This is a genomic window from Leclercia sp. G3L (genome assembly GCF_021117075.1).
Lineage (GTDB): Bacteria > Pseudomonadota > Gammaproteobacteria > Enterobacterales > Enterobacteriaceae > Enterobacter > Enterobacter adecarboxylatus_C.
Genome location: NZ_CP088263.1, coordinates 50,099 through 70,544 on the forward strand (window position 1 = coordinate 50,099; position 20,446 = coordinate 70,544).

At 51.6% G+C, this 20,446-nt stretch carries 18 protein-coding genes and 4 pseudogenes; 10 read left to right on the forward strand and 12 right to left on the reverse strand.

From position 1 onward, the window contains the following. Positions 1-59: 59 nt before the first annotated feature. The gene (locus tag LRS40_RS00280) at positions 60-911 is read right to left on the reverse strand and encodes a DUF3363 domain-containing protein (protein WP_370649906.1); all 852 of its coding nucleotides are present in this window, start codon (positions 909-911) and stop codon (positions 60-62) included. A gap of 65 nt (positions 912-976) precedes the next feature. Further along, positions 977-1,810: pseudogene (locus tag LRS40_RS00285) on the reverse strand (IS91-like element ISVsa3 family transposase); the annotation flags it as partial. A gap of 63 nt (positions 1,811-1,873) precedes the next feature. Between LRS40_RS00285 and LRS40_RS00290 the strand changes: the two are divergent. Next, positions 1,874-2,578 carry an IS6-like element IS1006 family transposase gene (locus tag LRS40_RS00290; protein WP_001067784.1) on the forward strand — a complete coding sequence of 235 codons (705 nt, stop codon included), beginning with the start codon at positions 1,874-1,876 and terminating at the stop codon, positions 2,576-2,578. 84 nt (positions 2,579-2,662) lie between these two features. On the opposite strand, the gene LRS40_RS00295 is transcribed toward LRS40_RS00290, so the two are convergent. After that, on the reverse strand, positions 2,663-3,082 hold the full coding sequence (locus tag LRS40_RS00295; RefSeq protein ID WP_131091204.1) for a hypothetical protein: 420 nt from the start codon (positions 3,080-3,082) through the stop codon (positions 2,663-2,665). Between the two features lie 95 nt (positions 3,083-3,177). On the opposite strand from LRS40_RS00295, the gene LRS40_RS00300 reads away from it, so the two are divergent. From LRS40_RS00300 to LRS40_RS00315, 4 genes and pseudogenes are all read left to right on the forward strand, one after another. Next, positions 3,178-3,723: a plasmid pRiA4b ORF-3 family protein gene (locus LRS40_RS00300; protein ID WP_001493763.1), complete on the forward strand. Its 546-nt coding sequence runs from the start codon at positions 3,178-3,180 to the stop codon at positions 3,721-3,723. 136 nt (positions 3,724-3,859) lie between these two features. Beyond that, positions 3,860-4,432, forward strand: coding sequence for a recombinase family protein (locus LRS40_RS00305; RefSeq protein ID WP_001493762.1), 573 nt, complete (start codon positions 3,860-3,862; stop codon positions 4,430-4,432). Between the two features lie 36 nt (positions 4,433-4,468). Then, the gene (locus LRS40_RS00310) at positions 4,469-5,860 is read left to right on the forward strand and encodes an ISKra4-like element ISKpn19 family transposase (protein ID WP_001493761.1); all 1,392 of its coding nucleotides are present in this window, start codon (positions 4,469-4,471) and stop codon (positions 5,858-5,860) included. 32 nt (positions 5,861-5,892) lie between these two features. Further along, a pseudogene (locus LRS40_RS00315) lies at positions 5,893-6,322 on the forward strand (recombinase family protein); the annotation flags it as partial. Between the two features lie 319 nt (positions 6,323-6,641). On the opposite strand, the pseudogene LRS40_RS00320 reads toward LRS40_RS00315, so the two are convergent. Continuing rightward, positions 6,642-7,298 (reverse strand): annotated as a pseudogene (locus LRS40_RS00320) (QnrS family quinolone resistance pentapeptide repeat protein). Positions 7,299-7,692: 394 nt separating this feature from the next. On the opposite strand from LRS40_RS00320, the pseudogene LRS40_RS00325 reads away from it, so the two are divergent. Further along, positions 7,693-8,846, forward strand: a pseudogene (locus LRS40_RS00325) (IS3 family transposase). Positions 8,847-8,894: 48 nt separating this feature from the next. Here LRS40_RS00325 and LRS40_RS00330 read toward each other — a convergent pair. From LRS40_RS00330 to ampH, 3 genes are all read right to left on the reverse strand, one after another. Beyond that, entirely contained in the window at positions 8,895-9,752 is an 858-nt protein-coding gene (locus tag LRS40_RS00330; RefSeq protein WP_012477595.1) for a class A beta-lactamase LAP-2, read from the reverse strand. Positions 9,753-9,816: 64 nt separating this feature from the next. Next, complete coding sequence (locus LRS40_RS00335; RefSeq protein ID WP_032623598.1) at positions 9,817-11,547, reverse strand: penicillin-binding transpeptidase domain-containing protein; 1,731 nt, start codon at positions 11,545-11,547, stop codon at positions 9,817-9,819. 217 nt (positions 11,548-11,764) lie between these two features. Further along, the gene (gene ampH / locus LRS40_RS00340; protein ID WP_032635084.1) at positions 11,765-12,925 is read right to left on the reverse strand and encodes a D-alanyl-D-alanine-carboxypeptidase/endopeptidase AmpH; all 1,161 of its coding nucleotides are present in this window, start codon (positions 12,923-12,925) and stop codon (positions 11,765-11,767) included. A gap of 275 nt (positions 12,926-13,200) precedes the next feature. Between ampH and LRS40_RS00345 the strand changes: the two genes are divergently transcribed. Next, positions 13,201-14,070 carry a LysR family transcriptional regulator gene (locus LRS40_RS00345; protein ID WP_022650051.1) on the forward strand — a complete coding sequence of 290 codons (870 nt, stop codon included), beginning with the start codon at positions 13,201-13,203 and terminating at the stop codon, positions 14,068-14,070. Between the two features lie 8 nt (positions 14,071-14,078). Here LRS40_RS00345 and LRS40_RS00350 read toward each other — a convergent pair whose 3' ends face one another. The 3 genes from LRS40_RS00350 to LRS40_RS00360 all read right to left on the reverse strand — a co-directional run bounded on the left by LRS40_RS00350 (position 14,079) and on the right by LRS40_RS00360 (position 16,091). Next, the gene (locus tag LRS40_RS00350) at positions 14,079-14,585 is read right to left on the reverse strand and encodes a DUF6622 family protein (protein ID WP_022650052.1); all 507 of its coding nucleotides are present in this window, start codon (positions 14,583-14,585) and stop codon (positions 14,079-14,081) included. Positions 14,586-14,663: 78 nt separating this feature from the next. Continuing rightward, complete coding sequence (locus LRS40_RS00355) at positions 14,664-15,149, reverse strand: helix-turn-helix domain-containing protein (protein WP_022650053.1); 486 nt, start codon at positions 15,147-15,149, stop codon at positions 14,664-14,666. Positions 15,150-15,287: 138 nt separating this feature from the next. Beyond that, on the reverse strand, positions 15,288-16,091 hold the full coding sequence (locus LRS40_RS00360) for an MBL fold metallo-hydrolase (RefSeq protein ID WP_022650054.1): 804 nt from the start codon (positions 16,089-16,091) through the stop codon (positions 15,288-15,290). Positions 16,092-16,455: 364 nt separating this feature from the next. Between LRS40_RS00360 and LRS40_RS00365 the strand changes: the two genes are divergently transcribed. The 3 genes from LRS40_RS00365 to LRS40_RS00375 all read left to right on the forward strand — a co-directional run bounded on the left by LRS40_RS00365 (position 16,456) and on the right by LRS40_RS00375 (position 19,330). Continuing rightward, a complete protein-coding gene (locus tag LRS40_RS00365; protein ID WP_022650055.1) occupies positions 16,456-18,003 on the forward strand; it encodes a cyclic diguanylate phosphodiesterase in 1,548 nt (515 codons plus the stop codon). A gap of 119 nt (positions 18,004-18,122) precedes the next feature. Further along, positions 18,123-18,755, forward strand: a complete 633-nt coding sequence (locus LRS40_RS00370) for a LysE family translocator (protein ID WP_022650056.1) — start codon at positions 18,123-18,125, stop codon at positions 18,753-18,755. Between the two features lie 179 nt (positions 18,756-18,934). Then, the gene (locus tag LRS40_RS00375; RefSeq protein ID WP_022650057.1) at positions 18,935-19,330 is read left to right on the forward strand and encodes a hypothetical protein; all 396 of its coding nucleotides are present in this window, start codon (positions 18,935-18,937) and stop codon (positions 19,328-19,330) included. 164 nt (positions 19,331-19,494) lie between these two features. On the opposite strand, the gene LRS40_RS00380 is transcribed toward LRS40_RS00375, so the two are convergent. Together LRS40_RS00380 and LRS40_RS00385 are read right to left on the reverse strand one after the other, a co-directional pair. After that, positions 19,495-19,662, reverse strand: coding sequence for a hypothetical protein (locus LRS40_RS00380; RefSeq protein WP_154591405.1), 168 nt, complete (start codon positions 19,660-19,662; stop codon positions 19,495-19,497). A 13-nt stretch (positions 19,663-19,675) separates the two neighbouring features. Next, on the reverse strand, positions 19,676-20,245 hold the full coding sequence (locus LRS40_RS00385; protein ID WP_022650058.1) for an AAA family ATPase: 570 nt from the start codon (positions 20,243-20,245) through the stop codon (positions 19,676-19,678). Positions 20,246-20,446 lie beyond the last annotated feature (201 nt).

The window sequence follows — 20,446 nt, forward strand, 5'->3', positions numbered from 1 at the left end:
ATATGAATTGCTACATTTTATCCGATTATCTTTTGCTTCGCAATGCGGCATGGGCGCACTCAGCGTTCCAGCCCCCTCTGCCGCCCTAACTGCCACGACACCGACCCGCCCTGCACGATGCCCATAACCTCGCGGCCGAGTTGGCGGTCGATGATCGGCCGCCACGGGACAAGGGTGAACTCATGGGATTTCTCGACCACGGCGAACTTGCCGCTCGATAGATGCACGGTTCCGGTAAACTTGCCGCTGACGCTCTCGCCGTCCGTGGCGGCGCGGAACAGCAGGCCCTTACTCAAAGCCATATCCGATCCGACGCCGGCTACCTCGCGCTCCCGCAGGATGGCGAGAAGGTTGCGCCGGTAGAAGACGCGGCTGTCCCGGCTGCGGGTGGCGTCGCCCTGTTCGATATGGTGCTCGCGGCGCTGGTCCATGGCTTCGCGGACTTGTTGCCCGAAGCCGGTTGGCGCAAGGTCGGCCGTCTCGCCGTGGATCAGCCGCCGGTCCAGCCAGGTCGCGCCGTCCGATCCGATCTGTTTGTTCAGATCGACCGGGGAAAGGACGCGAACGCTGGCCTGACTGTCTCGGCCGGCGTCATGGGCGGCGGCACGGCTGACCAGATCATCGGGGATGCGCCATTGGTCGGCGTCGATCCGCTCGACGATACCGGCCCGGCGTAGCGCCTCCAGCCGGCGCACATGGGCATCGACATAGCCCTCATAGTCGCCGCCTGGAACGCGGCACGTATAGGAAGAATAAACGCCCTTTTCACCCAAGTCCAACAGCTTTGGACCGCAGTTGACTCTTTCGACACCCCTGCGATGCAACCCAATCCGGCTGACGGGGAGCCAGCAACGCTGAAAATTTACCCTCCTCTTTCCCACTAGCGGCTCCTTTTTTCCGACAACCAGCACGGCGGATCCCTGCCGCGGCGCTGTGAACGCAGCATTTTGATTGGTATCGTTGGCCTTCAGGCTCGTCAGTCAAACAGACCCAGGAGCAGCTCAGCCGGTGGCGCCCGGCTTTCGGGTAACGCCCTGGTCCCGCTGGTTTCGGCTTTGTGCTTCAGGTGATCAAGGATCTGCTTGATCACTATAGGGTCTTCAATGCAGGCGATGACTTTCATGGCGCCGCCGCAGCCGCTGCAGGTCTCGATGTCGATATTGAAAAACACGCTTGAGCCGTTGCGCCCATGTCATCGACGCTCGCCGTTGTGCTGGTGTTGCCGGTTCATCAGCCACCCTGACCTTGTTGCCCCTGCCCCGTTTTTGCCGGCGTGACCAACGCCCGGTGCCGACTGTTGGGTGCGAACACCCCGTGGAAGCGGGTTAGGTTGACTCTGGGCTTCGGTACCAGGGGCGGCCAGCCTTGCAATGAAATCCAATGGTTCGAAAATGACGTGCGTGGTGCCGTCCCGGTACGGCGTCTTGAGCTGGTAGCGCACGTTGCCGCCTCGTGTTAACGACAGCCGCTTCTCGGATACCGCCGGGCGGCTGATGTACCGGCACAGCCGTTCGAGCTTCTTGCGTTCATCGGCCCTGGCCGCCACGCCGGCGTGCAGGCTGGACCCGGCTACCTTGCCAATCCCGTCACCGAACGGATCACCACTGGTCGGCAGAGTTTGCAAAGTGAACACCTTTCGCCCCGCCTGTGAACCGACAGCGATACGGTAAGTGATCGAGTGCCCCAGCAGGGGTGTCATCGGGTCGTCATCCACCGCATCCGAGGCCAGATAGCTGTTTTCGACATCCCGTTCCAGCAGGCCTTGCCGTTCCAGATAGCGACCCACCCGGTGGGCGATGGTGTGCGTCAGCGGCACTGTTGCAAATAACCACGAATGGTAAGCTGAAGACTGTTTTAGCTAAAGGTGCAGCATATGAATCCTTTCCATGGTCGGCATTTTCAGGGCGAAATCATTCTTTGGGCTGTGCGCTGGTATTGTAAATATGGCATTAGCTATCGTGAACTGCAGGAAATGCTGGCCGAACGGGGTGTGAATGTTGATCACACGACTATTTACCGTTGGGTTCAACGTTATGCTCCTGAAATAGAAAAACGTTTACGCTGGTATTGGCGTAATCCTACAGATCTGAGCTCGTGGCATATTGATGAAACCTATGTAAAAGTGAATGGACGATGGTCTTATCTGTATCGTGCAGTCGATCAACGTGGCGATACCATTGATTTTTATCTTTCTTCTAGACGTAATACCAAATCAGCATATTGTTTTCTTGGAAAAATTTTAAATAATGTGAAGAAGTGGCAAATTCCACAAGTGATCAACACGGATAAAGCACCCACATATGGACGTGCTTTATCACGGTTAAAACGGGAAGGTAAATGTCCACCAGACCTTGAGCACAGGCAGATTAAGTATAAAAATAACGTGATTGAATGTGATCATGGCAAGCTAAAGCGGATCATCAGGGCCACATTAGGATTCAAATCTATGAAGACGGCTTATGCCACAATTAAAGGTATTGAAGTCATGCGTGCACTACGTAAAGGACAAGCATCGTCATTTTATTATGGTCAGCCTCAGGGTGAAGTGTGTCTAATCAACAGGGTTTTCGGTCTCTAAGTACTTTTTAAAGGGAACATCATCGACTCAAATCTCTATTTGCAACAGTGCCAAAAAAACCAACTTCAAGTTGGTTTTTCTTTTTTAATCATCAGTGGCGACCTTAACACCATATCCAATTAAACCTGCAAGGCTAGCATAGGCTATTTTGGCATAAATCGAACCCCACCAGACCGTAATTTTACTGGCACCAAATTCCCGAACCGTTTGCCCCATAAAATTAGTGGTTTCATAGAAATTTTTAGCAGAATAACCTAACGCAATATGATCAAGGACAGGGAATAAACTAAAAGCTAAACCTACTGCTGCTGCGGGGAAAGTAAACTCTCTTGATAGACCGAATTTTCCAGTAATAAATACAAGCGATACCACGATAATTAATCTAATGATAGTCCATAGCATCACTGTGAAAGGCAAGTTAAAGATGCCTGCTCCCTGCCACGCAAGACCGCAAACAACTAGGAGAGCATGAAAAACCTCGGGGCAGCCATCGAATGATGCCATCTACAGGGGTTAAAATAACCACCATCATTTCATAACAATACCTGCTGACTATGAAGATCTACGTCATCAAAATAGCAGTTCATGGAGTCAGTCCGATGGTCTGGCGTCGGCTGAGAATTGCTGCCGACACGTCACTGGCCGCGCTTCACTTCATTTTCCAGATAGTGCAGGGCTGGGGGGACGACCATCTCCATCAATTTCACATTTATGGCAAAGATTACGGTATCTCCTACGAAGGAGGCATCGGTTTTGTCGATAATCCGTTCCGGGTCGTGATTGATGATTTTGCTTTTGATGCTGGCGATCGCTTTACCTATGAATACAATTTCTTTGAGCACTGGCTTCATGACATTCGTGTTGAGGCCATTTATGAAAACTCTACGCTGAAAGCGCCGTTTTGTATAAGCGGCCATGGTATGCCCGGAGCCACAGCTGCGGATGAGTTCGATAAAACCCTGGCGTTTCTTGAAGCTATCGTTAATGCGGATGATGAAACAACGGTCGGCGAGATCCGCCCTTTTGCTGACGACCTGGATGCTGTCAGGTTCAACCGCCACAAAATCAACCGGCAACTGAGCAGGCTCGACCTTGCATCTCCGGTACTGGAGCCTGAAGTTATCTGGCTGGGCCGTCGTCGCTGACTGATGTCTATAAAGGTATACGTTTTCAGCATGCCTCTCAGATCCCCGAAAAAATGTCTATAAACCTCCCTAAATCAGTGTTTATGGATTATTCTTTAAATCTCTATGATGTTTAAAGACCTTCCGGAGGTTTTGCGTGCAATATGCCTACATCAGGGTAAGCTCGGCCGATCAGAATACGGCCCGTCAGGAAGAGGCATTGTCAAAGGCGGGTTTTCAGCCTGATAAAATTTGTGTTGAGCATGCCAGCGCGAAGGACACAAACCGCCCGGGGTTACAGGAACTCCTGGGGCAATTACGCCCTGGTGATACGCTTCTGGTTCATTCCATCGATCGCCTTTGCCGGAATATGTCGGATATGTGCGCTGTCACCACCCGGCTTCGTGACCAGGGCGTTACCCTTATTTTTCTGAAAGAGCAGCTGACGTTCAGCGCCGGCACAAACAATCCGATGCAGGAACTGCAGCTGCACATGATGTCGGCATTCAGCCAGTTTGAACGAGCCTTACTGAAGGAAAGGCAGGCCGACGGCATCGCCGCGAAAAAAGCACGGGGTGAAAAAACAGGGCGCCCCGGCGCCGATATCAAAAAGATCCAGGAAATTGACGCACTCAGAAGCAGAGGGGTCAGGCTCAGGATCGCCTGCGACCATGCGGGCCTTGGCGTTTCCACATATTATAAGCTTCGTCACCAGATGAACAACCAGTAGCCGGGAGATAGTCATCCACCACAGCAGGAGGCAATGATGCAACTGACGCTCCAGATAGTCATCACCGATGAATCAGGCTCCAGTCGAACGGAGGAACTGATGACAATCCAGAAATCAGGGGAGACCCGGAACGACATCGGATTATCGGTGTCAGAATCCAAGCTGTTGCTGAATACGGTCCAGCAGTCGGTGGTCCAGCTGCAGGCAGACGAATATACTCAACACCATATCCGGTGCCCTCACTGCCTTGCTGCGCGCAGAATCAAAGGCAAACAGAAAATACGGTACCGGACGCTGTTTGGCGTTATTCCGGTATCCGGGCTTCGGGTGTACCGGTGCCGTTGTGAAGAGAGTGATACAAAGACAGTCAGTTTGCTCAGCGACTGGGCCGGCGATTATTCTCACCCGGCACTGAAATATATTGAAACCCGCTGGGCCTCGATGATCTCCTATGAAATGACGACTCGTCTGCTGAAAGATATTCTGCCGGTGGGCCACAGCCTGAATGCCTCAACGGTGAGGAATCATTTATGCCAGGTGGCGCAGCGTCTTGACGCTGAGGCTGAAGCTCATTCAGGTTTTCTTTCCGGCTGCCCCCGCGACTGGGGGAACCTGCCCAGGCCAGGAAAACCGCTTGTGGTGGGTATAGATGGTGGTTATGTTCGCGATCGGGATGACAAAAAGCGTAATTTTGAAATTATTGCCGGGAAGTCTTTTTCCGTTGGTGCGCCTGCTGACACCCGCCGCTTCGGTTTTGTTCAGAAGGATGACTGTCATCCGGAACGCAGGCTCATGACCCACCTTTCAGCGCAGGGAATGCAGGCCAACCAGCAGATATTTTTTCTGTCCGACGGCGCGGATAATCTCAGGGACCTCCAGTTCGGTATGTACCCTGAGTCAACGCATGTGCTGGACTGGTTTCATATCACCATGAGGCTGAAGGTGCTCATGCAATATGCCCGGGGACTGCTGGTATCAGATCCAGAGGCGGGGAGTAAAGTTCTGGCACTGCTGGAAAGCATTAAACGATATCTCTGGCATGGCAATGTTGTCGCTGCGCTGGAACATATTGATAATTGCGTTATGTATTGCGATGACCCTGAACTCAGCTATCCTAGCCTGAAATCCCTGCAAAAACATCTGGATGAAATGTATACCTACATCCGGAATAATAAGATGATGATCCCAAACTACGGCGAAATGCGTCGGTACGGAGAGCCGGTATCAACCGCGTTTGTGGAATCCACGATCAATGAAGTGATCGCCAGACGAATGGCCAAAAAGCAGCAGATGCAGTGGAGCAGAAAAGGGGCTCATTATTTGTTACAGACCCGGACCGCCGTTTTGAATAACGAACTGCAGGATAAATTTGTCTGCTGGTATCCGGGTTTTCAAAGTGACGGGAAGGGACCAGCGATGGCAGCATAGCTCACGCTGCCCCAATATTTTTTATGCTCTCGGTCGTATGGAAGCTGGACCGCCTCGGTCGTGATCTTCGTCATCTCATTAATACAGTGCACGACCTGACCGCGAGGGGGACCGGTCTGAAAGTGCTGACCGGTCACGGGGCGACTATCGACACAACAACGGCCGCTGGCAAGCTTGTCTTCGGTATCTTTGCCGCACTGGCGGAGTTTGAGCGCGAACTGATTGCTGAAAGAACGACTGCAGGTCTGGCATCAGCAAGAGCCCGTGGGCGGAACGGCGGCCGACCTTATAAAAATGACGCCAGTCAAACTGCGACTGGCAATGGCATCAATGGGACAATCAGAAACAAAGGTCAGTACGCTATGCCAGGAACTTGGGATAACCCGGCAAACTTTGTACAGGCATATTTCCCCTGTTGGTCAACTGCGGGCGGACGGGATCAAGCTGCTCAACCGTGGATAATTTGAACGGACGGAAAAATCTGGGGTTCCGGCGTAGTACCCCTATCACCTCCACATTTTTGCAACAGTGCCTTATAAATGGCAGCCTTATGTTTACTTGCCAAGATGGGCTACCATATGATGTTTTATACTGAGCAATATTAATATTATCTTTAATGGAAAAATTAAGCCCACTAAGTGACCCACTGCTATATGGCTCTATTGTGAAGACGCCTGAGGGTAAAAATTTATACATGGTTGTCCCTATGTCTATTATTGCAAGGTTGACAATATTATTCGTTTTTATAAATTTGAGCGTTTAAAATCACACATCAAAGCAATTAGTCAGGATAAACAACAATACCCAGTGCTTCGAGAATCAGTTCTTGCTGCCAGGCTGCAATTTTTGATACCTGATGTATCGACTTTGCGGGGATCTAAACCGTCGAGTTCGGCGTGGCATAAATTGGCACCCTGTAGGCTAAATTGCCCCCAGACATCTTCGGAAAAACACCTCGACTTAAGTCTGACTCTTTCAGTGATGCACCCGCTAGGTTCGTTCCTATCCAGCGATTTTCAAACAACTCACATTTTTCTAAACAAACCCTCTCCATATTGGCATAGGAAAGATTACATCCAGAAATAAATGCTGAGCAAAAGTACATACGATTACTCACTTGATGGGCAAAGTTTGTTCGGGAAAAGTTGGCACCTTTTAAATCACACGCACGGAACTCTATACCGTAGCAATTGGCATTACTGAAGTTTGCCATCGCAAGTTGGCATTGTTGGAAACTTGCATCACGAAGATCTGCGACATCAAAGTGGCAGCCTTCGATATCACCCTGTTCAATGAACTTGCAGTTGACGAATGTCGTATCACGCAAGTTAGCACGTCGAAAGTCGCTGCGAATGAATGTGCAAGCGGTGAAGGTGAGATCACTTAAGTCTTTATGTGAAAAGTTGTGGTGCCGATATGTATGATTGTAGGTTTCCATGAGTACTCCTTGTTGAAAGGAGGGCTAGACTACCATTATACATATGCCAAGACATTAAAATAAAAGCCTGTTACATCAACACATTACAACCCCTCAATTTACCTGTTTTAAGTGGTCAAATTGGCGCGTAGAGCGCCTATCGCTCTTGCATTGGCACGCGGCCCTGTTGAAAAAAGTTATTCGCTTTAGATAGGGTTAGGAGAGCCGTGCTTCGCCGGTAAAAAATCGGACTATCCGACGCAGGGCGGACTCATCGGCGGAGAAGCAAACTTTGACTATATCTCCCTACACTTGGAAGAGGGCTAGACTGGCCCCATAGATCACCAGACACTTCGACTCTCTTAAAATAAGAGGTAGTCTTGGAACTATGTTTAATACCAGTCAGAACGATAAGATGGTTGAAGTGTTATCAGGACCTGAGCGGCGTCGGCGTCGTACACCGCAGGAAAAAATTGCCATTATTCAGCAGACTATGGAGCCCGGTATGACCGTGTCTCATGTCGCGCGCCTGCATGGCATCAATGCAAACCAGATATTCAAATGGCGCAAGCAATATTAAGACGGTTCACTGACGGCTGTTGCATCGGGCGAGGAAGTGGTGCCGGCCTCCGAACTCGCTGCCGCCAATAAGCAAATTCGCGAACTCCAGCGCCTTCTGGGCAAAAAGACGATGGAAGCCGAGATACTCAAAGAGGCCGTGGAGTTCGGCCGGGCAAAAAAATGGATTGCGCATGCGCCCTCGTTGCCTGGGAACGACGAATAAGCGACGTTTGCAGAAGTCTTGGCGTGTCGCGTGCGCAGTTGAGCATTCGGGTTCACCGGCCATCTGACTGACAGGATCGCAGACGGCAGCCCCGTTCTGACGATACCACCGTATTGTCCCGGATAAACATGGCGGTGGCTGACCTGCCGACGTATGGTTATCGCCGTGTGTGGGCGCTGCTGCGACGGGAGTCGGAGCGGGACGGCCTGCCTGTGGTTAATGCAAAGCGGGTGTATCGCATTATGAGAACGCATAATCTGCTTCTTGAACGTAAACCCGCTGATCCTTGCCGTAAGCGGGCCCATAAGGGGCGCGTAGCAGTAGCGGAAAGTAACCGGCGCTGGTGCTCAGATGGCTTTGAGTTCCGCTGTGATAATGGCGAAAAGCTGCGGGTGACCTTCGCGCAGGACTGCTGCGACAGGGAGATCATTGACTGGGCAGCGAGCACCGGAGGCTATGACAAAGAAACGGTGCAGGATGTCATGCTGGGTGCGGTGGAAAAACGCTTCGGAAGGCAGTTGCCAACAGTGCCGGCGTTCGCCCGGTTGCTGGGACTGGAGCCTTGTACGACAGCAGTGCGAAGCCCGGAAAGCAATGGCATAGCAGAAAGCTTCGTGATGACGATAAAACGGGACTACATCAGCATCATGCCGAAACCGGACAGCGAGGCAGCGGTGATGAATCTGGCGGTGGCGTTCAGTCATTACAACGAACATCATCCGCATAGTGCACTGGGATATCGCTCACCACGGGAATATATACGCAGGAAGTTATCGCAACCGTAAGAGAGCAAAAACGTCTGGATATATAGGGTCAAATCCACTGTAAATATATTACCAGTTCTTAATTACTGAATCTCCGATCCCTGCAATATGCTCGTTGAGTTCATTCATAGATGAATGAGTATTTGTAATATACAGGACTACTATACGAGATGGCTTGCCTCCGGGGCCCAACAGTGCAACGATGCCCCGAGATCCGTGATCACCTGCTCCTGTTTTATCCGCTATCATCCAGCCAGCTGGCAGTACAGAGCGGAACAGAGGCCCGCCGACTTTATCTTCCTGCATCCAGCTTATTAATTTTTTTCGAGATTTTTCTGTAAGTACACTTTCGTTTAACAATTTTTGTAGCGTTTGAGCCATCGCTGCCGGAGTGGTGGTATCACGCTCATCGCCAGGCTTCGCCTCATTAAGGCTGGGTTCGTGTCGATCAAGCCTTGTATAACTATCACCAGTGCTACGCAGAAAATGAGTTAATCCCTCCGGCCCGCCAATAGTTGATAGCAATAAATTTGCAGCAGTGTTATCACTGGTGGTAATGGCAGCATTGCATAACTCAGAAACCGTCATTCCATCTGCAATGTGCTGACTGGTTAGTGGAGAATAGTCGTCCAGGTCATGCTTATTATAGGTAATTCGGCGTTCAAGTTGTTCAAGCCCTTTATCAACACGTACTAATATTGCTCCACATAACAAAACTTTGAATGTGCTCATCATAGGAAAACGTTCTTCACGGCGATGACTACTCAGAACCTTCCCGGATAAAAAGTCTATTTCAGTAAAACCAACCCGACCTTTGATATGGTCTTCTGTGCTTTGTATTGTATCAGTAACATTGACTGGTGTAGATAATGCTGGAGTACACATTCCAGCCAGTAAAGAGATTATAATAAGGCGGATCTTTTTCATATTAATATCCTTTTTAAAATTAAGTTAAGTAATAATAGATAAATAATGAGTAAACAGGCTCTGTTCAGCCGGACTGTCGGTGTACCACCGGAGCACGTAAAGCATCCGGTGCAATCTTCAGCCGGGTAAGCACCGGACCGATAATCTGGCCGAAGACAGGCGCCGCCACTGAGCCACCAAAATGCTGTCCCGCTTTGGGATTGTTAATAACCACAACCAGTGCCACTTCAGGACGGCTCGCCGGCGCGACGCCTGCCGTATAGGTAATATGCCCCCCGTCATATTTTCCACCGGCACCTAACTTCTCTGCGGTTCCGGTTTTTATTGCCAGACGGTAGCCCGGTACAGCTGCCCTTACGCCACTTCCGCCGGGTAACACATCACTTTCCATCATTCTGATTACAGCATCGGCAAGCTTCGGGTCCGCCACCTGCTCACCGTACACCGGCGCGGATAACCGTGTAACGGATAACGGATGATAAACGCCACAGGCCCCGAGAGTGGCATAGGCTCTGGCTAACTGGAGCGGGGTTACCCGGAGGCCGTAGCCAAAAGCGAAGGTGGCGCGCTCAATATCAGCCCATCGATGGCGACTGAACGGAAAGTAACCAGTACTTTCACCGGGAAGGCCCAGCCCTGTCGGTTTTCCCAGCCCGAAGGATGAATACGTTTTTACCAGCGCATCCGAAGGCATCGCCAGGGCAATATGTGAAACTCCGGTATCACTGGATTTCTGAAGTATGCCGGTCGGCGTCAGCGCCGGCCAGTATCCCACGTCCCGGATAAGATGGCCGTCAACCCTGAACGGCCTTGTGTCAAGAAGCGTGCTGCTGCTGATAATATGGCGGCGCAGGCCTTCAAGAATGACGAAGGGTTTAACCGTTGAACCCGGCTCAAAGCTGTCATTAATCGCCACGTTACGCATTTCAGCGGAAGTGGCACCGGAAAAACGGTTGGGATTAAACGACGGATAGGATGCCATAGCCAGAATTTCGCCGGTGTTTACGCTGACAAGCACCGCAGCGCCTGACTGGGCGTGATGTTGCTCGACCCCCTCCCTTAACCGGCTGTAAACAATATACTGAAGCACACTGTCAATACTCAGCCTGATCGCCGGTGCAGTTTCCGGAGCGTCATACTGGATCACGCTGATGACGCCCCCCCTGGCGTTTTTGCGTATTTTTTTCACCCCGAAGTCCTTTCTCAGAACGGTGTTAAAGCTCTGCTCAATACCACTCAGCCCTCTATTTTCGGCACCGGTCACACCAATGAGCGAGGCTGATGCCTCACCCAGCGGATAGTAGCGATTTTCATTGTATTTCTGACTTATGCCCGGCAGATGCAGCTGTGACACGGCCCTGGACAATGACAGGGGCGACTTTTTCTTCAGAAACAGGAATTCCTTGTCCGAATTATCTTGAATAGTTCTGCGAAGTTCCTCAGGCGTGATATCCAGCAAGTCGGCCAGAAAAGCCCATCTGGCTTCCGCGAAGTCCGGATGAGCGGCAGCGATGCGTTTTGGATCAGCAATGATGTCACGTGCCGGCACGCTCATGGCGAGAACAACGCCGTAACGATCGGTCAGGGTTCCGCGCTGTGCTGGCAGTGCAAGTGTCCGTACGGATCGACGGTCAGCCGCATTTTCCAGGACAGCGTGGTCAAAAAGCTGAAGTCCGGTGAGCCTGGCAACCAGCACGATAAAGATTAATGCGATACCGGCAAGAAGAATATTATATCTGACGTTGCTGAATCCCTTCTCAGGTGATGACGGGCGAATACTTTGTTTATTTTTCATCGCGGAGTTTTTTATCATTTTCGCTGGAGTCTGCTCCCCTTGCAGCAGGCTGCCTTACAGAGCCTCATGCTGCAGGGGAGCAGAAAAAATCGACGCCAGAAGCGGTATATTCAGTGCAGGTGTAATTCTGCGTGGAACCGGGTTCTGGCGAAAACCGGCCATATTTCCGCTCACAGCGCCCGGTCTTTTGCTGAGTCAGATGCTGCCAGCCGACCCGTTATGAAGCCGGACTGACGCGTTCCCCGTGAGCTGCTTTTAACAGGAGCGGGATAAGGCTGTTCGTTTCACGCGTTAAGGTTGAGAACATATCCAGATCCACTTTTGTCACAGAGACAAAGATCCCCGTTTTCTCGCCGGGCACCAGAACCATATAACTCATAAAACCGCCGCCGCCGCCGGTTTTTTGGATCATTACCGGGGAGTCAACCGAAGGCCGGATAAAGACCCAGCCCATTCCCAGCCCCTGCGCTTTCCCGGCTAAATCCAGACCCGTAATGGATTTAAGTTGCTGTCTCTGTACATACATGGCCTGCTGAACGGCCCTGAGCGCTGGCTTATCAGAATGACGGATATTCAACAGATGCTGCATCCAGCTCGCCATGTCCCTTGCGGTGGAATACATCCCGCCGTTGCCGGCGGCTGCCGTCGTGTCCGTGCAGGGACCGGCAGGATCGATGCCAGAGCCTTCCATGAGCCGCTGACACTGAGCCCCGTCAGGCTGGGTGGTGGTGTCTTTCATACCCAGCGGGCCCGTCACATTTTCCCGCATAAGCTGCAGGTAGGGTTTTTTACCGGCAGCTTCCATAGCATCGGCCAGCAGATCGTATCCGACATTAGAGTACTGCGCCTGTTCCCACGGCGCGGTCAGGGTCGGCTTCTGATTCAGCCAGCGCCAGCGGGCAGGCCTGTCCGGCCAAGTGAACGGAGCTGCGCCGGCAGGAGCCTGGCCCGGGATAAGCCGCGGCAGCCCGCTGGTATGTGTGGCAAGCGAAAGCAGGGTAACGGGATTTCCATGGCTCACCTCAGGGACCGTCATCCCCGGGGGAGCATATTTCTGAAGCGGGTCGGTCAGCCCGAGCGCTCCCTTATCGGCAAGCTTAACCAGCAGCTCTGAGGCCAGAATTTTTGACATAGAGCCGACCCTAAGCAGCGAGTCGGGCGTAGGGCTGGTATGGTTGCCTTTAGCCGTTTCACCATAGGCGTGATACGTCACCTGACCATTCTGAATAATGGCCATGACCATAGCCGGAGGATTAGTGTCATGAAATATCTGTGCAGACTTCTCAGCAATTTGCTGCTCGGTGGTCAGCTGGCCAGCATTGACATAACTGGCGGCCAGCAGAGTGGCCACGGCCAGAAACAGTGATTTTCTCTTCATCCGGAATTACCTTAAAGATGTTTTTTAGCGAGCTGAGTACCGAAAGACTATTGAATGCTTTTGGATGTATTCAAAATGTTGTTTCGCAGGCAAACGCGAATGATACTCAGACAGAAATAAAAAGTTAAAATACGGTTTAATTAATATTCAGTGGCGCAATAAATTAATAACAAATATGGCTCACCGGTCAGGTGAGCGGGATTATGTTGATAATCCGGAATGCTGGCAAACAATAAGAATTTGTATTAATTTAAAGAAAATCTAAAGGATGTGCTATGCGAAAAAACCCTCCCCTGAAAGCCCTCAAATCTTTTGAAGCTGCCGCCAGGCACCTCAGCTTTACCCGGGCCGCGAAAGAGCTGTTCGTTACCCCAGCCGCCGTCAGCCAGCAAATAAGAATTCTTGAGGAGCGTCTGGGTATCACGCTTTTCAGACGACAGTCCCGCAGCCTGGAGCTCACAGAGGAAGCCGCGATCCTCTATGACGGACTGCACGAAGCGTTCCGGACTATAGAAAATATTTATCATCAGTTTGAAGGCGGGGAATATAAGGAAGTCCTGACGCTGGGCTGTGTAGGCACGTTTGCCCTTGGCTGGCTTGAGGCCAGGCTGGGGCGTTTCCAGACGCTTCACCCCCATGTGGATGTCCGTCTGCGTATTAACAATAATATCGTCAATATTGCTGCAGAGGGGCTCGATCTGGCTATCAGGTTTGGTACCGGGATATGGCCCTCAACCAATAATGAAAAAATATTCGACGCGCCGTTTGGCGTGCTGTGCGACCCAGAAATGGCCGGACGGCTTCGTGCACCCCGGGATTTGCTGAACGAAAGGCTGCTTCGTTCTTACCGGATGAATGAATGGGAAGACTGGTTTCGTGAGGCCGGGGAGGACGTCGCCGGCATCAGCGGTACGGTCTATGACTCGTCAGGACTGATGATCCAGACCGTCATACATACCGGCGGCGCGGCGCTGGTTCCCCTGAATATGTTTACACGGGAGCTCACATCCGGGCAGGTTGTGCAGCCCTTCGAAACGGTTGTCAATGCCGGCAGCTACTGGCTGACATATTCAAAATCCAGAATCATACGCCCCGTAGTCAGAACCTTCAGGGCCTGGCTTCTCAACGAAGCTCATAGTGATTAAACTATCGGTCAGACAAGTCTTTTATTGTACCACGGGAGAAAAATCCTTAACGTGCCTCCCCAGAATACACCATCAAACAGTCCGGTGAGCCCACCCATCAGCATGCAAAAACTCGCTGACGCCGCAAGACCGGGCTGCAGGAAGATGGCTGAAGTAAGAATGAATTTTGTACAAAAAGTAATAACAATCATTCCCAGCGTCAGCGGCGTCCCGGCCCTGATAACCCTGCCCGGGTTGCCTGAATCCTGCAGGGGAGGTTGTGATCCCCACATCCAGTAGCCGAGTGCTCCTCCCGCGAGTAATCCTGCGATCATCATGGTGAGACTTACCCCTGCCCTTTCTGTTTCAGTCATAATTCCGTAGCCTCCCCAGACAAGAAACACTACCGGGAGCAAAAAAAGCCGTCCGGTTTTCATTTCCCTGTCATAAAGGGCGGTAAAACCACGACGAAGTAAAAAAGCCAGCAGGAGCCAGACCCAGATCGGTACATGACTGAAAAATTCAGACAGGTTCATGGTTTTTCCTTTCCGTTTATTGATGATTACATTTAGCCGTAGAGAATTGCTCCAGCGTTTTACTTGATTGACCCCAGGTTATTTTCCTTTTTTTGTGCCCGGACGGAGGAGATTATTCAACCTGCGCTGTTGCCATGACTTAAGCCGATCGTGAATAACAAACACCCTCAGCCCCCTGAACATAACAAGGCTGCCCCATATGGCGGTCACAACGAGGGACCAGTAGCTTTCCGGAGTCAGCAGATAGTTGATAACCATCATTGCGGTACATGTCAGAAGAGCCGTTGCGAGTATCCGCCAGAACGTCATTTCCCGGGCAACCTGGGCTCTGGCATCACTGATACGTTCATCCAGCGCGTTGACGGCATCCCCGTCCTCTTCCGAGAGCTCAGATACGCTGACGTCAAAGGCAGAGGCAAGCGCACTCAACGTTTCAAGACCAGGTTTCTGCCCTTTTTCAGTGCGCTGAACCGTTCTGACAGAAAGCGAGGCGACTTCTGCCAGCTGCTCCTGAGACCAGGCCTTCTTCAGGCGAAGGGCTTTCACTTTCTCTGCGACGGTCATCGATAACCTCATGTATGTTTGTAGCGGCTAAGATATTCGCATTTCCTGCCCGCACCGTAAACGACACGGGCCTGACAGAAAGACGACACAAGGGCGACAGACGCTGCCTGAATGACGGGATAAGCCTGTATCACAGACTTACTCTTCAAAAATAACGGTATCTCCGCACGCTACAGGATGCGTATTCCTGAGCCACAGTTTTCCCCATCTTCCGGTGCAGTGGCAGCCCAGAACATGCTCAGGTGCGAGCTCACGCAAAAATGCTTTCAGCCTTATCAGCCTGAGCGGTGACGCTGCCCGCAGATGAAATCCCCCGATAAGGGCGTAGACGCGGTTTTCTCCCGTAATGTTCACGCAGTGGCGAACGGTGTTCTCCAGCCCACGGTGGCCACACCCGGTCATAATGACCAGCCCGCGGGACGAGCGCCAGATAAGTGCGCCTTCGTCAGACACATAATCAGGCGTGGCGTTCCTGTAATCGGTATAACCCCAGGGCTCCGGGCTTTCCACGGGGATTTCACCACTCCAGACAAAACGTCCCGCCACGACGCGCGGGGTTTTGCTGTACTCCACGTCAAGACCGCAAAAACGCTCCACGACCGAAAGTTTCTTAAGAGGAATGACCTTTCCCGGCAGCCTGACAGCGGCATACCTTTCCCGTAATACTCCGGGATGACAGATAATCCTCGTCCCTGGGTCAAGAGACGTTATTCCGCCGCTGTGATCGTAATGCCCGTGTGATAATACAACCGCGTTCAGATCTGTCAGCGGCTCGTTGATTAGCCTGGCGTTGTGAGCAACGGTTTCATCCGGGCCGGAGTCAAACAGTATCCGGCTCTCTCCGTCGTCCAGGAGGATGGAGAGGCCTGCACGGGACTGCATTCCTGCAGCCGCGTGAGGCGACAGATGGTTTTCGACCAGAATGGTCATTTTGAGTGCCACAGGTCAGTTCTCCCTTAGCGGTTAATTACCCCATTGTCCCGACAGCAGCGCTGTTACGTGTTTCAGGGCGGCATTTTTCTCACTGCAGCAGATAAAGAGTTATCAGCATGCCAGCCCGCCACATCATGCTCCCCGATAGCAGCCAGATTTCAGCAGTGACAACGAAAATGAGTGATGCTGTCAGAACGATATCAACCCGGTTAAAAAAATAATTAACCTCTTTAAAATCTGCGCTTATATTCATTACAGAGTACATCCCGCTGCGTGCACCTGCTTAAATAACCCTGAAACGTAAAGGGATTAATGATTATCACGTCACTAAACAGTGATAGTGTATTCATGGAAAGACCCCAAAGGACGAATAATGAAATTACGAAAAAGGGCGCTGGCTGCCGGAATTATCGTACCCGCAATCCTGGCTACACTGCTGTCGTCAGGGATGGCCTGGCGCCAGCTGAGCAGGGACACGTCCGTGACGGCAGACATACTGATGAGCCAGGTCGACCACATCACGTCCATTGCCCGCCATGCAAGCCTGGTAACCGCCAGGCTCGCCACTCAGCCCTGTGAAAGCGTCCTGCAGCAGATGACGGAGAACGGCGCCCTCACGCCCTACATCCGCAGCACCGGGCTTATACGGGATGGTAAAGTAATCTGCTCCTCCGTGACCGGAGCCAGACAGCAAAGTGCCGATGAGATTTTTGGTGTTGCCGTTTCAGTACCCACAGGGAAGATAAACGTTATCGCCACGGAGGGGACCAGCAGCGTGCCCGGGCACGTGGCTGTTATCTACGCTTATGGCGCCGGCAACCGGACGACGGCATTCAGCGTGGTGGATGCCCGATACGTTACGGACCTGATGGACTCCCTGGATGATGAGAATCATTCGGTTCAGCAGCTCAGGTTCAGTGATGGCCCCGTCATTTCCGGGCAGGAGAAAATCTCCCCACGTGTGAAAGTGTTCACAGCTGAGTTCCACTCTGCCGCGAGTCAGGCGCAGCTTCAGGTTCTTACACCGACGCTGTCGCTTCGCCATTACATCCTGCGTAATCTGCTTTTCCTCGGTCCCCTGTCCCTGCTACTGACCCTGGCCATGCTGTACATGTGGCATCGCTGGGATTCTAGAAAGATGTCTCTGGCGGAAGAAATCAGGAAAGGGATGGCAGACGGCGAATTCAGCGTGCATTACCAGCCGGTCTGTGACACCGCGACTGGTGCCTGCTCCGGCGCCGAAGCCCTGATGCGCTGGCAGCGTACTGACGGTAGAAGCATTTCACCGGTGGTGTTTATCCGGGCCGCTGAAGAGGAAGGTCTGATTGTCAGCCTGACGCAGCATCTCTTCAGCCTGATAGAAGACGATGTCAGGGCATGGCAGGTGACTGACCCCTTCCATCTGGGCGTGAATATCGCAGCCCCTCACCTGACGGACCGGTCGTTTACCGCTGACGTACTGAGACTGTGGGTTTCTCTCGATCCCGCTTTTCGACTGGTGCTGGAAATTACCGAGCGCAGCCTGGTTGAGGACACTGAAGCGGCATCAGCGAAACTTCATGAGCTACGCCAGAAAGGCTGTCAGGTGGCCGTGGATGATTTTGGTACGGGCTACTGCTCGCTGAGCCTGCTTCAGAGCCTGCCGGTGGATTACCTGAAAATTGACAAAATATTCATCGACAGCCTGACGTCGGCCGGTGCGGACACGCCGGTACTGGACACCATTTTGGGCCTCAGCAGACGGCTGGGGCTGACCACCATTGCCGAGGGCGTAATGGCCGCACATCAGGCTGAATGGCTGATAAAAAATCAGGTACCTTACGTTCAGGGTTATTATTATGCCAGACCCATGCCGGCTGCCGCGTTTTATCAGTGGTACCGGGAGCAGGGCGTGAGACTGAAAGACGACGTTATTGCGTAAGATCAATATTAACCGGATTTTCGCCTGTTTATGTCATGGCGTTGATGTTACATGTATCTCCTTCTTTATATTTTGAATGAGTGATGTCACACCATTTTCTAACTTCAGCCGAGGTCAGCATGATTATTTCCAGCCTGATAGCGATTGCCACCGTTCTGACAATGGGGGTTATCAGCCCGGGTCCCAGTTTTATCTATGTCGCGCGGAATGCGGTCGTCCACTCCCGACGCCACGGGCTTGTGACCGCTCTCGGTACCGGCGTGGGCGCTGCCATTTTTTCGCTGGCCGCCATGCTCGGCCTGCAGAAGCTGCTGCTCATGGTTCCGGAGCTGTTCATGGTGCTGAAAGTTGCGGGCGGGGCCTATCTGTTATGGCTTGCTGTTAAAATGTTCAGGGACGCAACCCGGCCTCTGTATCTGGCGCTTGACGGCGATAAAAATGACGGCAGGACGCTGATGATGACGTTCCGGGATGGCTTACTGACGCAGCTCAGTAACCCTAAAACAGCAATCATTTTTGCATCGATCTTCAGCGCCCTGCTGCCTGAAAATATCCCGGCCCTTTTTTATGTCGCGATCCCGCTGATGAGTTTCCTGATTGATTTTGGCTGGTACGCGATCGTTTCGCTCTGCCTGTCCTCCGAAAGACCGCGCAGGGCTTATCTTCGTCTGAAAACCTCAGTCGATCGGGCATCATCCGCGGTTCTGGCAGCACTGGGTATGCGGCTGATTTATTCCTCCTTTGTTAAATAACAGGACCAGACTGCTTTACCTGTCAGCAGGGTAAAAAGGCTCATAACTGATGAAAAATTTCACAATGCAGAAAGAATGAACTGCAACCTGTGAGATATTTGCCCTGCTTTCCTCAGATTGTCAGGGCTTTTTTTGCGCGATTTAATCAGATTAAAAAGTATCTGTAAGGAATTGATGTCATGATGAAAAATATTTTAGCTGCATTAACTGTTTTCATATCGTTTTCGGCAATGGCTGAGAAAAGGAATATACACAATGAGTGCTCCTTTAGAGCCGCTACGCTTTCGGATATGGTGGCGCTGTATAAAGAGAGGCAATGCAGCAAAAATCAGGCTAAGCAGTTCATCCATGAGGTGGCGACCGGTGAAACTCAAACTCTCAACAGCTGTATCCCAAAAAGCAGATACAAAAACCCAGACTTCATTGATGGCAATAACTTTGAAAAGTGGTCTGATTCTTTAATTGAGAAAATATGGTCCAATACAATGAAAGGCCCTGACAACTACGGTACTTTTATGGATGCGTGCATGAAAAATCCTGACAAGTATATCGGCGGTCAGTGGCTCTACAAATGACATGTGCAGGTTCAATTCATCGCTGAGGGCACATCGGCTAAACCAGCACCGTATATGGTGTCAGTAACCATTGCTGGCGTAGATAAGGCTGGATGACACAATCCAGTCAGTAAGGGGATGATCATGAGAGGATTTTTTAACAGATTAATAGCAACCTTTTAAAGTTAAGTTTGTGTGATAACAAATAAATTCTGAACAAAAAGGATCTGTTCAGCCGGACGGTCCGGTACAACCTTCATCCGGATAAGTACCGGACCGATAATCCGGTCGAAGACTGGCGCCGCCACTTGAGCCACCAAAATACTGTCGCGCTTTCGGATAGTTATAGCCATAACCAGCACCACCTCAGGAGGGCTCGCCGTGGTGATGCCTGTCGTACAGGCTGGATAAAATAATTTCAGCCCGCTCTTCCGGCCCGCAAAGCGGTAACCTGATGAGGTTATAGCCGCATCTGCCGTAGGCCTCAGCCATTGCATGGTACGTCTGAACCGCTTCCCCGAATGACTGCTTACGCTCCGTATCCTGTACGTAGATGTCTTCCCATGGCGGCGCGATGAACACGGTATGAGCATACCGGAACAGTTCAGTCGCTCTCTTCATATGGGGCGGCACCGGCAGATTACAGAGCGTAAGATAGCCAACTATATCCGGCAGCCCACGGTCAAAGAAAAATGGCGTTTCGCTTTGAGCAGCTTCATGCCACGAGCGTAACTCCCAGTTCAGCATCAGCCCGGCGAAAGCTTCCCTGTCCTTCCAGGGCAGCGCATTTCCGCCGATCGCCACCTGGTTCCGTATGATTGCGCGTCCGGCCTCAGCTGCCGTCGGATAACCTTTTGCGCGCAGGGAATTCAGCAGCGTGCTTTTACCTGACCCCGGTCCGCCGGTAATAATAATTCTTTGGTTTTCAGAATACATAAAAGCGTTCCTTTTCGGAAAAAACAACACACTGATGTTGGATACTTCATAATGAAAAGATGAAGACATCATTATACCGGTGCCCTACAGATAGCCTGCAAGCAACATTTTGCACCACTGATTTCCGTTCCCTGCAGATAAAACGTGTCGTCGTGTCTCACTTAATATATCCACGACGCCCGGGCTTTGCATTACAGGCGC

Bases quoted from the DNA above. Each gene is read 5' to 3' on its own strand.
- LRS40_RS00290 (WP_001067784.1), top strand. From the start codon at position 1,874: ATGAATCCTTTCCATGGTCGGCATTTTCAGGGCGAAATCATTCTTTGG.
- LRS40_RS00295 (WP_131091204.1), bottom strand. From the start codon at position 3,082: ATGGCATCATTCGATGGCTGCCCCGAGGTTTTTCATGCTCTCCTAGTT.
- LRS40_RS00300 (WP_001493763.1), top strand. From the start codon at position 3,178: ATGGTCTGGCGTCGGCTGAGAATTGCTGCCGACACGTCACTGGCCGCG.
- LRS40_RS00310 (WP_001493761.1), top strand. From the start codon at position 4,469: ATGCAACTGACGCTCCAGATAGTCATCACCGATGAATCAGGCTCCAGT.
- LRS40_RS00330 (WP_012477595.1), bottom strand. From the start codon at position 9,752: ATGAAAAAGATCCGCCTTATTATAATCTCTTTACTGGCTGGAATGTGT.
- LRS40_RS00335 (WP_032623598.1), bottom strand. From the start codon at position 11,547: ATGAAAAATAAACAAAGTATTCGCCCGTCATCACCTGAGAAGGGATTC.
- ampH (WP_032635084.1), bottom strand. From the start codon at position 12,925: ATGAAGAGAAAATCACTGTTTCTGGCCGTGGCCACTCTGCTGGCCGCC.
- LRS40_RS00345 (WP_022650051.1), top strand. From the start codon at position 13,201: ATGCGAAAAAACCCTCCCCTGAAAGCCCTCAAATCTTTTGAAGCTGCC.
- LRS40_RS00350 (WP_022650052.1), bottom strand. From the start codon at position 14,585: ATGAACCTGTCTGAATTTTTCAGTCATGTACCGATCTGGGTCTGGCTC.
- LRS40_RS00355 (WP_022650053.1), bottom strand. From the start codon at position 15,149: ATGACCGTCGCAGAGAAAGTGAAAGCCCTTCGCCTGAAGAAGGCCTGG.
- LRS40_RS00365 (WP_022650055.1), top strand. From the start codon at position 16,456: ATGAAATTACGAAAAAGGGCGCTGGCTGCCGGAATTATCGTACCCGCA.
- LRS40_RS00370 (WP_022650056.1), top strand. From the start codon at position 18,123: ATGATTATTTCCAGCCTGATAGCGATTGCCACCGTTCTGACAATGGGG.
- LRS40_RS00375 (WP_022650057.1), top strand. From the start codon at position 18,935: ATGATGAAAAATATTTTAGCTGCATTAACTGTTTTCATATCGTTTTCG.
- LRS40_RS00380 (WP_154591405.1), bottom strand. From the start codon at position 19,662: ATGGCTATAACTATCCGAAAGCGCGACAGTATTTTGGTGGCTCAAGTG.
- LRS40_RS00385 (WP_022650058.1), bottom strand. From the start codon at position 20,245: ATGTATTCTGAAAACCAAAGAATTATTATTACCGGCGGACCGGGGTCA.